At 68.1% G+C, this 12,713-nt stretch carries 13 protein-coding genes; 3 read left to right on the plus strand and 10 right to left on the minus strand.

Annotated features, from left to right (window positions below):
- Positions 1-16: 16 nt before the first annotated feature.
- The 4 genes from QTI51_RS11565 to scpA form a co-directional block, all read right to left on the minus strand.
- Entirely contained in the window at positions 17-1,561 is a 1,545-nt protein-coding gene (locus tag QTI51_RS11565) for an acyl-CoA carboxylase subunit beta (RefSeq protein WP_116907243.1), read from the minus strand.
- A gap of 75 nt (positions 1,562-1,636) precedes the next feature.
- Positions 1,637-2,635 (minus strand): methylmalonyl Co-A mutase-associated GTPase MeaB, encoded by a 999-nt coding sequence (gene meaB / locus QTI51_RS11570; RefSeq protein ID WP_116907834.1) that lies wholly within the window; start codon positions 2,633-2,635, stop codon positions 1,637-1,639.
- A gap of 44 nt (positions 2,636-2,679) precedes the next feature.
- Complete coding sequence (locus tag QTI51_RS11575) at positions 2,680-3,153, minus strand: GNAT family N-acetyltransferase (protein WP_116907242.1); 474 nt, start codon at positions 3,151-3,153, stop codon at positions 2,680-2,682.
- A gap of 14 nt (positions 3,154-3,167) precedes the next feature.
- Positions 3,168-5,330 carry a methylmalonyl-CoA mutase gene (scpA, locus tag QTI51_RS11580; protein ID WP_116907241.1) on the minus strand — a complete coding sequence of 721 codons (2,163 nt, stop codon included), beginning with the start codon at positions 5,328-5,330 and terminating at the stop codon, positions 3,168-3,170.
- A 129-nt stretch (positions 5,331-5,459) separates the two neighbouring features.
- On the opposite strand from scpA, the gene QTI51_RS11585 reads away from it, so the two are divergent.
- Complete coding sequence (locus QTI51_RS11585) at positions 5,460-6,101, plus strand: GntR family transcriptional regulator (RefSeq protein ID WP_116907240.1); 642 nt, start codon at positions 5,460-5,462, stop codon at positions 6,099-6,101.
- A 117-nt stretch (positions 6,102-6,218) separates the two neighbouring features.
- Here the strand turns inward: QTI51_RS11585 and QTI51_RS11590 are convergent, their stop codons facing one another.
- The 5 genes from QTI51_RS11590 to QTI51_RS11610 all read right to left on the minus strand — a co-directional run bounded on the left by QTI51_RS11590 (position 6,219) and on the right by QTI51_RS11610 (position 10,366).
- Positions 6,219-7,004, minus strand: a complete 786-nt coding sequence (locus QTI51_RS11590) for an IclR family transcriptional regulator (protein WP_116907239.1) — start codon at positions 7,002-7,004, stop codon at positions 6,219-6,221.
- Positions 7,005-7,231: 227 nt separating this feature from the next.
- The gene (dusA, locus tag QTI51_RS11595; RefSeq protein ID WP_116907833.1) at positions 7,232-8,233 is read right to left on the minus strand and encodes a tRNA dihydrouridine(20/20a) synthase DusA; all 1,002 of its coding nucleotides are present in this window, start codon (positions 8,231-8,233) and stop codon (positions 7,232-7,234) included.
- A 36-nt stretch (positions 8,234-8,269) separates the two neighbouring features.
- The gene (locus tag QTI51_RS11600) at positions 8,270-9,082 is read right to left on the minus strand and encodes a helix-turn-helix transcriptional regulator (RefSeq protein ID WP_116907238.1); all 813 of its coding nucleotides are present in this window, start codon (positions 9,080-9,082) and stop codon (positions 8,270-8,272) included.
- A gap of 22 nt (positions 9,083-9,104) precedes the next feature.
- Positions 9,105-9,902 carry an acetoacetate decarboxylase family protein gene (locus tag QTI51_RS11605; RefSeq protein ID WP_116907237.1) on the minus strand — a complete coding sequence of 266 codons (798 nt, stop codon included), beginning with the start codon at positions 9,900-9,902 and terminating at the stop codon, positions 9,105-9,107.
- Positions 9,903-10,024: 122 nt separating this feature from the next.
- Entirely contained in the window at positions 10,025-10,366 is a 342-nt protein-coding gene (locus QTI51_RS11610) for a response regulator (protein ID WP_165840257.1), read from the minus strand.
- Between the two features lie 243 nt (positions 10,367-10,609).
- Here QTI51_RS11610 and QTI51_RS11615 point away from each other — a divergent pair, with 243 nt between their 5' ends.
- Both QTI51_RS11615 and QTI51_RS11620 read left to right on the plus strand, forming a co-directional pair.
- The gene (locus tag QTI51_RS11615; RefSeq protein ID WP_116907235.1) at positions 10,610-10,993 is read left to right on the plus strand and encodes a response regulator; all 384 of its coding nucleotides are present in this window, start codon (positions 10,610-10,612) and stop codon (positions 10,991-10,993) included.
- Between the two features lie 31 nt (positions 10,994-11,024).
- On the plus strand, positions 11,025-11,426 hold the full coding sequence (locus tag QTI51_RS11620) for a hypothetical protein (protein ID WP_116907234.1): 402 nt from the start codon (positions 11,025-11,027) through the stop codon (positions 11,424-11,426).
- Here QTI51_RS11620 and QTI51_RS11625 read toward each other — a convergent pair whose 3' ends face one another.
- Complete coding sequence (locus QTI51_RS11625) at positions 11,427-12,695, minus strand: serine hydrolase domain-containing protein (RefSeq protein WP_116907233.1); 1,269 nt, start codon at positions 12,693-12,695, stop codon at positions 11,427-11,429.
- Positions 12,696-12,713: the final 18 nt, after the last annotated feature.

Consider the following 12,713-nt stretch of genomic DNA (forward strand, 5'->3'; position numbering starts at 1 on the left):
TTCTTCTCCGTGCCGCTCAGAGCGGGATGTTGCCGTGCTTGCGCCACGGGTTCTCGAGCTTCTTCTCGCGCAGCATCACCAGCGAGCGGCAGATGCGCTTGCGTGTCTCGTGCGGCAGGATCACGTCGTCGATGTAGCCGCGGGCGCTGGCCACGTACGGGTTGGCGAAGCGCGCCTTGTATTCGGCTTCGCGGGCGGCCAGCTTCTCGGGGTCGTTCTTGTCTTCGCGGAAGATGATTTCCACCGCGCCCTTGGCGCCCATCACCGCGATCTCGGCGCGCGGCCAGGCCAGGTTGACGTCGCCGCGCAGGTGCTTGGAGGCCATCACGTCGTACGCGCCGCCGTAGGCCTTGCGCGTGATGACGGTGATCTTCGGCACCGTGCACTCCGCGTAGGCGTAGAGCAGCTTGGCGCCGTGCTTGATGATGCCGCCGTACTCCTGCCCCGTGCCGGGCATGAAGCCGGGCACGTCGACAAAGGTGACCACCGGAATGTTGAAGGCATCGCAAAAGCGCACGAAGCGCGCCGCCTTGATGCTGCTCTTGATGTCCAGGCAACCGGCCAGCACCAGAGGCTGGTTGGCCACGATGCCGATGGTCTGGCCTTCCATGCGCGCGAAGCCGATCACGATGTTCTTCGCGTAGTCGGGCTGCAGCTCGAAGAAGTCGCCGTCGTCCACCACCTTCAGGATCAGTTCCTTGATGTCGTAGGGCTTGTTCGGGTTGTCGGGCACCAGCGTGTCCAGCGAGTAGTCGGGCCGGTCGGCCGGGTCGCCCTGGCCGTTGTTGCCCAGGCGCACGGGCGGCTTCTCGCGGTTGTTCAGCGGCAGGTAGTTGTACAGGCGGCGCAGCATCATGAGCGCCTCGACGTCGTTCTCGAACGCCATGTCGGCCACGCCGCTGCGCGTGGTGTGGGTGATGGCGCCGCCCAGCTCCTCGGCCGTCACGCTCTCGTGCGTCACGGTCTTCACCACGTCGGGGCCGGTGACGAACATGTAGCTGCTGTCCTTCACCATGAAGATGAAGTCGGTCATGGCCGGCGAGTACACCGCGCCGCCCGCGCACGGGCCCATCACCATGCTGATCTGCGGGACCACGCCCGAGGCCATCACGTTGCGCTGGAACACGTCGGCATAGCCGCCCAGCGAGGCCACGCCTTCCTGGATGCGGGCGCCGCCCGAATCGTTCAGCCCGATGACCGGCGCGCCGACCTTCATGGCCTGGTCCATCACCTTGCAGATCTTTTCGGCGTGCGCCTCGCTGAGCGCGCCGCCGAAGACGGTGAAGTCCTGGCTGAACACGAACACCAGGCGGCCGTTGATCATGCCGTAGCCCGTGACCACGCCGTCGCCCGGAATCTTCTGCTCGGCCATGCCGAAGTCGACCGAGCGGTGCTCGACGAACATATCCCATTCTTCGAAGGTGTTGTCGTCCAGCAGCAGCTCGATGCGCTCGCGCGCGGTGAGCTTGCCCTTGGCATGCTGCGCGTCGATGCGCTTCTGCCCGCCGCCGAGGCGCGCCTTGGCGCGGCGCTGTTCGAGTTGTTCAATCAGTTCTTGCATGGTGTGTTCCGAAGCTGTGGTCCTGAATTGCTGTGCGATGTGCTGTGTTGTGCTGAGCTGTGCGGCCCGGGGCGTTCAGGGGCGCGCGGTGATGGCCGCCGCCGCCAGCAGGCTGCGCGCCGCCGTCGAGGCCGGCAGGCTGCCCTGCGCCACCTGCTGCGTGAGCTGCGGCAGCAGCTCGCGCACCTGCGGGTGATGTTTGAAGGCCTGCTTGAGCCCGGCGTCGATGCGCTCCCACATCCAGGCGGTGGCCTGCCTTTCGCGGCGCGTGGCGAGCTTGCCGTTGGCGGTCTGCAGTTGCCTGAACTGGCTCACGGCGTCCCAGAAGGCGTCCACCCCGGTGCCCGCGAGCGCGCTGAGCTGCAGCACCCTGGGCAGCCAGAAGCGCACCTGCGCGCCGCTGTGCGCGTCGTGCACCGCGTGCGCGTGCTCGGGGTTGCCCTGGTGGCCGAACAGGCGCAGGGCCGAGGTGATCTGCGCCTGCGCGCGCGTCGCCGCGTCCTTGTCGATGTCGGCCTTGTTGATGACCACGAGGTCGGCGATTTCCATCACGCCCTTCTTGATGGCTTGCAGGTCGTCGCCGGCGTTGGGCAGCTGCATCAGCACGAACATGTCCGTCATGCCCGACACGGCCGTCTCGCTCTGGCCCACGCCCACGGTCTCGACGATGACCACGTCGTAGCCCGCGGCCTCGCACACCAGCATGGCCTCGCGCGTCTTCTCGGCCACGCCGCCCAGCGTGCCGCTCGAAGGGCTCGGCCGGATGTAGGCGCGCTCGTGCACCGACAGCCGCTCCATGCGCGTCTTGTCCCCGAGGATGGAGCCGCCCGATACGGTCGAAGAAGGGTCGATGGTCAGCACCGCCACGCGGTGCCCCTTGTCGATCAGCAGCAGCCCGAGGGTTTCGATGAAGGTCGACTTGCCCACACCCGGCACGCCCGAGATGCCCAGGCGAAACGAATTACCGGTGCGCGGCAGCAGCGCGGTGAGCAGCTCGTCCGCCTGCGTGCGGTGGTCGGCGCGTGTGGATTCGAGCAGCGTGATCGCCTTGGCGATGGCGCGGCGCTGCGGCATTCCCTCGGTGCCTGCGAGCGCCTGTTCGAGCCCCTGCACCGTGTTCAGCACGCCGCCTCCGACGCCACGCGCCAGCGGTAATGCAGGTCGACGCCCTCCTCGCCCTCGAGCACGAAGCCGTGCCGCAGGTAGAAGCGGTTGGCGTCGCTTTTCACGAGCGCGGTGAGCGCGATGTCGCGCTGCTGCTCGCGCGCCTGCGCCTTGGCCCAGCGCAGCACCCATTCGCCGATGCCCAGCCCCTGGAAGCCGGTGCGCAGGTAGAGGTGGTCCAGCCGCAGCGCATCGGCGCCTTCCGGCTTGAGCGTGACGAAGCCCACGCGCTGGTCGCCGTCGAGCACGATGTGGTGCATGAACGGCACCACGAAGCCCGCGCTCAGCCGTTCGCGCGAACGCTCGGGGTCGAAGCGGCCCACGCGCTCCAGGCTCGGGCGCATCGCGTCGACGCGCAGGGCCAGCATGGCCTCGAAATCGCTGGAATCCACCGGCTGCAGCGACAGCCGCGACAAGAGATCGCTCACGTCGGTGCTTCGGTTCAGGCCGCGACGGCCGCGCGAATCTGCTCCAGCACGTCCTTGGCGCTGGCCGGAATGGGCGTGCCCGGCCCGTAGATGCCCTTGACGCCGGCCTCGTACAGGAAGTCGTAGTCCTGCCGCGGAATCACGCCGCCGACGAACACGATGATGTCGTCCGCGCCCTGCTTCTTCAGCTCCTCGATGATGGCCGGCACCAGCGTCTTGTGGCCGGCGGCGAGCGTGCTCACGCCCACGGCATGCACGTCGTTCTCGATGGCCTGGCGCGCGCATTCTTCGGGCGTCTGAAAGAGCGGGCCCATGTCCACGTCGAAGCCCAGGTCGGCGAAGGCCGTGGCCACCACCTTGGCGCCGCGGTCGTGGCCGTCCTGCCCGAGCTTGGAAATCATCACGCGCGGGCGGCGGCCCTGCGCTTCGGCGAAGGCGTTGATTTCGGTCTTCAGCGCTTCCCAGCCTTCCGCCGAGTCGTACGCCGCGGCGTACACGCCGGTCACCTTCTGCGTGTCGGCGCGGTGGCGGCCGAAAGACTTTTCGAGCGCGTCAGAAATTTCCCCGACCGTGGCGCGCAAGCGTACCGCGTCGATGCTCAGCGCCAGCAGGTTGCCGGTGTTGTTCTCGGCGGCGTCGGTCAGCGCGTCGAGCGCGGCCTGCACCTTGGTGCTGTCGCGCGAGGCGCGAATGGCCTGCAGCCGCGCCACCTGCTGGTCGCGCACCTTCACGTTGTCGATGGAGAGGCTGTCGATCGCGTCCTCGGTCTTCAGCTTGTACTTGTTGACGCCCACGATCACGTCCTTGCCGGAGTCGATGCGCGCCTGCTTCTCCGCGGCGGCGGCCTCGATCTTCAGTTTGGCCCAGCCGCTGTCCACCGCCTTGGTCATGCCGCCCATGGCCTCGACCTCTTCGATGATGGTCCAGGCCGCGTCGGCCATGTCCTGCGTGAGCTTCTCCATCATGTAGCTGCCGGCCCAGGGGTCGATCACGTTGGTGATGTGGGTTTCTTCCTGGATGATGAGCTGCGTGTTGCGTGCGATGCGCGAGCTGAACTCGGTGGGCAGCGCAATGGCTTCGTCGAGCGCGTTGGTGTGCAGGCTCTGCGTGCCGCCGAACACCGCGGCCATGGCCTCGATGGTGGTGCGCACCACGTTGTTGTACGGGTCCTGCTCGGTGAGGCTCCAGCCCGAGGTCTGGCAGTGCGTGCGCAGCATCAGGCTCTTGGGGTTCCTGGGCTCGAACTCCTTCATGATGCGGCACCACAGCAAGCGCGCCGCGCGCATCTTGGCCACCTCGAGGTAGAAGTTCATGCCGATGGCCCAGAAGAAGCTCAGCCGCCCGGCGAAGCCGTCGACGTCGAGCCCCTTGGCCAGCGCGGTTTTCACGTATTCCTTGCCGTCGGCCAGCGTGAAGGCCAGCTCCAGCGCCTGGTTGGCGCCGGCCTCCTGCATGTGATAGCCGCTGATGGAAATCGAGTTGAACTTGGGCATCTTCTGCGCCGTGTACTCGATGATGTCGCCGATGATCCGCATGCTCGGCGCCGGCGGAAAGATGTACGTGTTGCGGACCATGAACTCCTTGAGGATGTCGTTCTGGATGGTTCCGCTCAGCAGCTCCTGCGACACGCCCTGCTCTTCCGCCGCGACCACGTAGCCCGCGAGCACCGGCAGCACGGCGCCGTTCATCGTCATCGACACGGAGACCTTGTCCAGCGGGATCTGGTCGAACAGGATCTTCATGTCTTCCACCGAGTCGATGGCCACGCCGGCCTTGCCGACGTCGCCGGTCACGCGCGGGTGGTCGCTGTCGTAGCCGCGGTGGGTGGCCAGGTCGAAGGCCACGCTCACGCCCTGCCCGCCGGCGGCCAGCGCCTTGCGATAGAAGGCGTTCGACTCTTCCGCCGTGGAAAAGCCCGCGTACTGGCGGATGGTCCAGGGGCGCACCGCGTACATGGTGGCCTGCGGGCCGCGCAGGTAGGGCTCGAAGCCGGGCAGCGTGTCGGTGTACTTCAGGCCCTGCAGGTCGGCCGCGGTGTACAGCGGCTTCACGCTGATGCCGTCGGGCGTGATCCAGTTCAGCGCGTTCACGTCGCCACCGGGCGCGGACTTGGCCGCGGACTTGGCCCAGGCCTCGAGGTCGGCGGGCTTGAAGGTGGGTGCTGGTGTGCTGCTCATGAAGGGGGCCGTTCGCAGGGTCTGCAAGGTATTTCGCAAATTCGCTCGCACGGATTTGCAAGCCGGGCGCGAGTCTACTCCATCCGTAATTATTAATTCAAACAGCTTTTTTGCAGTACAGTCCGGCCCATGTCCGCCGTCACCCTCACTCCCCGCGCCCTCTATGAAGAGGTGGCCGAGCTGCTGCGCCAGCGGATCTTCCGCCGCGAGCTGGAGCCCGGCAGCTGGATCGACGAACTCAAGCTGGCCGAGGAATACGGCATCAGCCGCACCCCCCTGCGCGAAGCGCTGAAGGTGCTGGCGGCCGAAGGGCTGGTGACGATGAAGGTGCGCCGCGGCGCCTACGTGACCGAGGTGTCGGAGCAGGACCTGGCCGACGTGTACCACCTGCTCTCGCTGCTGGAGAGCGATGCCGCCGGCGTGGTCGCCGAGCGCGCCACCGACGCGCAGCGCACCGAGCTGAAGGCGTTGCACGCCGAGCTCGAGGCCGCGGCCACGCCGGAAGACCGCGAGCACTTCTTCGCGGTGAACGAGCGCTTTCACATGTGCCTGCTGGCCATTGCCAACAACAAGTGGCGCGACCAGATGGTGGCCGACCTGCGCAAGGTGATGAAGCTCAACCGGCACAACTCGCTGCTGAAGGCCGGGCGCATCGGCGAGTCGCTGGCCGAGCACCGCGCGGTGATGGCGGCCATCGAGGCGCGCGACGCCGAGGCGGCGATGGCGCGCATGCAGGAGCACTTCCGCAACGGCCTGGAAGCCGCTGTATAAAGCTCGCCCCCAGGCTGCGCGCACTTCGTGTCGCTCCTCCAACCCCCTACCGGGGGCGGCACCTGCGGCCCGGCAAAGCCGGTTCCGCGGTGCCCCGCGCACTGCAGCGCTCTTTTTTCAGTCCAGGTTCAGCGTGCCGGCCTCGCCGGCGATGCGCTGCGCCGTCTCCAGCAGGATCGGCACGATGCGCGAGACCATCGCGTCCTTCGGCAGCAGGTAGGCCGGCCCGCCGCAACTCACGGCGTAGCGCTCGCCCCGGGGGCCTTCCAGCGCGAAGCCGAGGGCGTGGATGTGCGGGTTCCAGTCGCCGAAGGAGCCGCAGTAGCCGTGCTGCGCGTACTCGTCGAGCCCGGCCATCAGGCGCGGCTCGATGGCGCCCCAGTTCTCCCCGCTTTCCAGGCGGATCTGCTCCAGCAGCACCGCCTGCTCGGGCTCGGGCAGCGCGGCCAGGAAGGCCCGGCCGGCCGCGGAGGTGGCGATGGTCATGCGCGTGCCCACGTCGATGCGCGAGCTGATCACCACCGAGCGCGGCCGCAGCGAGTCGATGACCAGCATGTCGAGCTCGTCGCGCACCGTCAGGTGCACGCTCACGCCGGCCGACTCCGACAACTCCCCCAGATAGGGCCGCGCCATGGTCCGCAGGTCGAAATTGCGCAGGTAGCGGCTGCTCATGTCGAGCAGTGCGGGGCCGAGGCTGAAGCGCTCGCTGTCTTCCGACTGGCGCAGGTAGCCCGCGCCCACCAGCGTGGCGGTGAGGCGCGACACCGTCGCCTTGGGGATGCCCGTGGCATCCGCCAGTTCCCTGTTGCCGATGGCCGCTGGCGCCATCCCTATCACCTTGAGGAGCGCCAGACCGCGTGCGAGCGCGCTTACTTCTTCTTTGCCGCCGATCGCGTCATTCATGTATCCATGCCTTTTTATTTCCCTGACCCCCCATTTTTCAGCAAAAACCCATTGACGCGCCACTTATCAAGAAGTAGGAATTTCGGAACAGCGTTTCACTGAAATGGTGCATGGGGCGCATGGCGGCGCGTCCGCATACGTTTGCGGAGAGAAAAAGCGGGGAAATTCGCTGGGCGCGACGAGCGAGCGACGAACGCACCCGCGGCGAATCGGCAAGAAAACCCGGTTCAGGCCGCCTGCGCGGCAGGCCCGTGGGCGAGTGCCATCACCTCATGCGGCGGCAGGGTTTTCAGCTTGTGGTCGCTCCACACCTGGCGCCAGCGGCGCGCGCCGGGCAGGCCGTTGCGCAGGCCCAGCATGTGGCGCGCAATCGACCACCAGTGGGTGCCGTGCTCGGCGGCTTCGCGGGCCATGTAATCGCACATCAGCGACTCGACCTCTTCGCGCGTGAGCGCCTGCGGCGCGGCGCCGTAGAACTCGGCGTCCCATTCGGCCAGCCACCAGGGGTTGTGGTACGCCTCGCGCCCCACCATCACGCCGTCGAGCAGCCGCAGGTGCTCGTGCACCTGCGCGTTCACCGAAATGCCGCCGTTGATGGAAAACTTGAGCGCCGGAAACTCGTGCTTGAGCCGGTGCACCAGCTCGTAGCGCAGCGGCGGAATCTCGCGGTTCTGCTTCGGGCTCAGGCCCTGCAGCCAGGCGTTGCGCGCATGCACGATGAAGGTCTGGCAGCCCGCCTCGCTCACCGTGCCTACAAAGTCGCGCACGAACTCGTAGCTCTCGATCTTGTCGATGCCGATGCGGTGCTTGACCGTGACCGGAATGCCGACCACGTCGACCATCGCCTTCACGCAGTCGGCCACCAACGTCGGCTCGTTCATGAGGCAGGCACCGAACGCGCCGCGCTGCACGCGCTCGCTGGGGCAGCCGCAGTTCAGGTTGACCTCGTCGTAGCCCCACTCTTCGCCCAGCCTGGCGCAGTGCGCCAGGTCGGTCGGCTCGCTGCCGCCGAGCTGCAGCGCCACGGGGTGTTCCTCGGCGTTGAAGCGAAGGTGCCGGGGCACGTCGCCGTGAATCAGCGCGCCGGTGGTCACCATCTCGGTATAGAGCAGCGCGTGGCGCGACAGCAGGCGATGGAGGTACCGGCAATGGCGGTCGGACCAGTCCATCATGGGGGCAACGGAGATGACCTTCTCTTCCAAAACGCGCGATCCTGTGGTTGTCTGCATGGGCCCGGACATCGGGCGGGCGAGTCCCCGAGTTTCTCACGCAGCCTTTTCCACCCGGCCCCGCACGGCCATGTAGTTCCCCGGCGTCACACCGAAGCACCGGCGAAACCAGCGCGAGAAATGCGCCTGGTCGGTGAAGCCGCATTGCGCCGCCACCTCCGCCGCCGCCTGCCCTTCGCGCAGCAGCACCTTGGCCCGGCAGATGCGCGCCAGCCGCGCGTAGTGCGCGGGCGTCATGCCCACGGCCACGCGGAACAGCCGGTGAAAGTGCTCGCGCGACATGCCCAGCCGCAGCGCGAGCGCGCCGGGGTCGATGCGGCAGGCGTCCTCGGTGGCCAGGGCCCGGCACACCGCCTCGACGCGTGCATCGCTCAGCTGCCGCTCGACCGCGACCAGCTCTCTGCCCGTCTGCGCGCGCAGAACCCGCGCCAGCAGCCGGCCCAGCGTGGCCCCATCTTCCGCACGCGCGGCGGAGGCCAGCGCCTGAGCCGCGGCGGCGTCCCGCCGCACCGCGCAGTGCAGCACGCCCCTGCGCGCCTCGGGCCAACCGAGTTGCGCGGCCACCCAGGCCTGCGGCACATACAGCATGACCATGCGAAAGCCCTGCGCGCTGACGCCGGCGGTGTGCAGCATGCCGGGGGCCATCACCACCAGGTCGCCAGCTTCGGCCAGCTGGCGCTCGCCCGCGCAGGTGAATTCGCAGCGCCCTTCCAGGATGGCGCCCACGCTCCACTCGGCATGCCAGTGCAGGTCGAAGTGGGCCTTTGGGTCGGCGGCGAACATGGCCTCGACCTGCGCGCCGTCTTCCATCGGCAGGCTGATGACGCGGGAGGCGGCGCCGTGGGTCATTCCGGTGAACTCGGCGCGAGCATCAGGCTGCGAGCGCACCGCGCACGGTGATGCCCATCCAGCCCGCGCTCGCCGTGCTCGCCCGCACCTCGCCGAGCAGGGCCAGTTCCTCGACCGGGTGTTCGTGGAACTGCAGGGTCGCGGTACCGCCGGTCCAGCCCGACTCGACGCAGTCGATGATGTCCGCGCGCAGGTAGCGCGGCGTCGCCACGCTGCCGGGCTGCGTCAGGTCGGGCCAGCCCACGGCGCCGATGGTGGGCGCGCCCAGTAAACCCAGCCGCTCGGCCTTCTCGCCCGTGAGCGTGACCGAGGCATCGACCAGCCGCCGCTCCTTCACGCTCAGGCTCGCGCCCAGCCGGCTTCCTTGGGAGAGCGGCGAGGCCGCGGGGTGGATCAGCGGCAGGCTGCGCGTGAGCCAGGTATTGCCGATCTTCTTGGGCCAGCCCTGCAGCCAGCCGCGCAGCAGCGAGATGTCCTGGTCCACGTAGATCAGCGGGCAGTAGAAGCGCGCGGCCTCGCCGGGCCGGCCCGCGAGCTCGAGCACGACGATGGTCTCGCGGTACTGCGCGTACACCGGGTCCAGCAGCGCCTGTCCGTCGTCGCCGCGGGCCTGCCAGTCGGCGAAGTGCACGCAGCCCCTGCCGGTGGGCGCGCCGAGTTCCGCGGGCACCAGCGCGGCGCCGCGCACGGCGTCGAACTCGAAGGCCACGTTGACGAGCCAGCCGGCGTAGTGCCAGGGCGGCGCCTGCACGAGCGCGCTGCGGCCGGAAGAAGTGAAGGGAGCGGTGAAAGGGGAAGGGGTGGCGAAAGACTGCGGCATCTGGGAAAGCATTGCGAGTTCAAGACCGCCGCACGATAGGTCGCGCCCGCCGCGCGGTCTTGTACGCCAGTGATGCGCCGGCCTGGTCGTACCTCAGGCGCCGGTTCTACAACTCAAGCAACTCAGGGCTCGACCGCCGCCTGCGACTGCTCCAGCACTGCCGTCAGTTGCTCGACCGTGTACGGCTTGCGCAGCCACACCGTACCCTTCATGGCCGTGGCCGGTTCCGATTGCCCGGTGACGAACACCACCGGCACGCGGTGGTCGCTCAGCAGGCGCTCCGCAAAGTCATGCCCCGACAACGCGGGCAGGCCGATGTCGACCAGCACCACGTCGAACGCACCGTCGAAGAAGCGCGCGATGGCCGCCTCCGCGCTGCGCACGCCGGTGGCCCAGTGGCCCATGGCTTCGAGCAGTTTCAAGGTGGTGGCAAGGGTGTCGGCGTCGTCCTCGACGAGGAGCACGCGGAGTTTTTTTTGTTCTGCCGACGATGGAAACGGTTCGGTTGTCATTGATTTGCATTTTTCCAGACAAACCGCCGCCATGCGCTGCGCAGGGTGGTCCGCGCGCAGGGATCTACGACAGATGGCGGTGTTGTCCGACTCGCCGGCCCGCCTCGCGGGAGACAATTGCGGCCTCGGCGCGAGACAAGCCGAGCCACGACAACGAGACACGAGAGCACAAGAGAGCTTCAGAGCGCCACAAAGATGACCCGCATCTACCTGATAGAAGACAACCCGCTGATCGCCGACACACTGACCGACGGGCTGCAACACTTTTGCGAATGCGATGTCATCGGCAACGCCACCACCTCCGACGACGCCATCCACTGGCTGAAGGAAAACCCCGAGGGCTGGGACGCGGCGGTGATCGACATCTTCCTGGCCGAGGGCAACGGCCTGACGGTGGCGCAGTACCTGAAGGAGCACAAGTCGCCTTCGCAGCGCACGGTGGTGCTCATGAACTATGCGAGCTCCGAAGTGCGCGAAGGCGCCTTGTCCGCGGGCGTGGATGCGGTGTTCGACAAGTCGCTGCAACTCGAGGCCTTCTACGAGTTCTGCAAGCAGCTGAACATCTCCCCTCGCCGGTAGACGAAGGCGCGCTCAAGCAAACTCGGGGGGAATGAACACCACGTCCCCACCCCTGCTGGACGCTGCAGGGCTCAAGCAACTGGCCACCACGCGCGATGAAGCGTCCGCGGCAACGCCCTGCCCCTGTCGCCTGCAAGCCGCCACCGCCTGGGAAAGCATCACCGAAGAACGCTGGCCCGAGGCCTTGATGCAGCGCGTCGGCACGCTGCGCGACCCCGAGCTGCATGAGCCGACCTTCGAAGAATGGCACCCCGCCGGCACGCGCTACGACTCGCCCGACGCACCCATTTCGGTGGCGCACTTTCCGTACAACCGTTGCGACGTGTACCGCTGCGCGTCGTGCACGCGGCTGGTGTTGCGCTACACCGAGTTCGGCGGCTACTACGTCGACCACCGCGTGCGCGTGGTCGACCCGGCACTCATCACCGGCTAGTCAACCCGCCTCGCCCATCAGGTGCGCGGCCATCGCGCGAAACGTCGGCATCGAGGTCGGCAAATGCGCGTTGGCGGCCAGCGGGTGCGAGGCGAAGCGCGCCACCACCATCTCGGCCACGGGGTCGATGTGCAGCGCCTGCCCGTGGATGCCCTGCGCGATGAAGCTGCCGTGCGCGTCGTGCGCCACCCACCACATGTTTCGATAGCTCCAGCCGGCCAGCCGCGTGTAGCCCGCGAGTGCGAATCGCGCCGGGTCCGCGCCGCGCCGGATGTCCGCCACCACCGCCTCCGGAACGATCTGCGCGCCGTTGAAGAAGCCGCCGAGCCGCATCATTTCGCCCAGCCGCGCCAGGTCGCGCAGGCCGGTGCACAGGCCGCCGCCGGCAAAGTCGGCGCCCTGCCCGTCGACCGCAAAGGCCGCGTCCTGCTCGGCGCCCAGGCGCGACCAGATCAACTCGCCCAGCACCTTCGCCAACGGTTCGCCGGTAACGCGGCCGATGAGCCAGCCCAGCACGTCGGTGTTGACGGTGCGGTAGGCAAAGGCCTCGCCGTGCACGCCCTGCCCCTGCACCGTCTGCAGGAACTGCCGATAGCCCTCGGCGCCCGCGTAGCCCGGCGGGCGCGGCAGCAGCTCGCCGGCGCGTGCGTGCTTCCACACACCGGCCTCGGCGTCGGCATAGTCTTCCGAGTAGTCGATGCCGGTCGTCATGTCCATCACCTGGCGCACGGTCGCGCTGCCGAAGGCGCTCGCGGCCAGCTCGGGGATGTAGTGCGCGACCCGCGCGTGTTCGTCCAGCGTGCCGTCGGCCGCGAGCATGGCGCCCAGCGTGCCGACCACCGACTTGGTGACCGACATCGCCATGTGCTGCCCGTGTTCGTCGAGCGCGCCGAAATAGCGCTCGTACACGATGCGCCCGCGGTGCAGCACGACGGCGCCGTCGGCGCAGATGGCCTCCAGCGCGCCCAGCCAGTCGGTCGGCGCGCCATCGCCGAAGCGCGCGAAGCGCAAGGCATCGAGCTCCGGTCGCATCGCGCGCGGCAGCACCGACACCGGCGGCTGAACCTGCCCCTGTCCCTGCCCCTGCCCCTGGGCAGGTCCGCGTGCGACATTGCGCGTCGGCTGCAACTCGCGCAGGTGCGAGAACGCCCAGCGGTTCTGCGGCGCCTGGAAGATCGGCCGCGCGCGCGGGCGTTCGACCGGTGCACCGGCCGTGGGAAATCCATGGCGCCAGCCATCGGCCAGCGCGGTGTCGTCGTCGTGTGTCATGAAAGGGAAGAAAGGGTG

The sequence above is a fragment of the Variovorax sp. J22G73 genome (assembly GCF_030317035.1).
Taxonomy (GTDB): Bacteria; Pseudomonadota; Gammaproteobacteria; order Burkholderiales; family Burkholderiaceae_C; genus Variovorax.

Bases quoted from the DNA above. Each gene is read 5' to 3' on its own strand.
- dusA (WP_116907833.1), bottom strand. From the start codon at position 8,233: ATGCAGACAACCACAGGATCGCGCGTTTTGGAAGAGAAGGTCATCTCC.
- QTI51_RS11565 (WP_116907243.1), bottom strand. From the start codon at position 1,561: ATGCAAGAACTGATTGAACAACTCGAACAGCGCCGCGCCAAGGCGCGC.
- QTI51_RS11585 (WP_116907240.1), top strand. From the start codon at position 5,460: ATGTCCGCCGTCACCCTCACTCCCCGCGCCCTCTATGAAGAGGTGGCC.
- QTI51_RS11590 (WP_116907239.1), bottom strand. From the start codon at position 7,004: ATGAATGACGCGATCGGCGGCAAAGAAGAAGTAAGCGCGCTCGCACGC.
- QTI51_RS11615 (WP_116907235.1), top strand. From the start codon at position 10,610: ATGACCCGCATCTACCTGATAGAAGACAACCCGCTGATCGCCGACACA.
- QTI51_RS11600 (WP_116907238.1), bottom strand. From the start codon at position 9,082: ATGACCCACGGCGCCGCCTCCCGCGTCATCAGCCTGCCGATGGAAGAC.
- QTI51_RS11605 (WP_116907237.1), bottom strand. From the start codon at position 9,902: ATGCCGCAGTCTTTCGCCACCCCTTCCCCTTTCACCGCTCCCTTCACT.
- meaB (WP_116907834.1), bottom strand. From the start codon at position 2,635: ATGCCGCAGCGCCGCGCCATCGCCAAGGCGATCACGCTGCTCGAATCC.
- QTI51_RS11625 (WP_116907233.1), bottom strand. From the start codon at position 12,695: ATGACACACGACGACGACACCGCGCTGGCCGATGGCTGGCGCCATGGA.
- QTI51_RS11620 (WP_116907234.1), top strand. From the start codon at position 11,025: ATGAACACCACGTCCCCACCCCTGCTGGACGCTGCAGGGCTCAAGCAA.
- scpA (WP_116907241.1), bottom strand. From the start codon at position 5,330: ATGAGCAGCACACCAGCACCCACCTTCAAGCCCGCCGACCTCGAGGCC.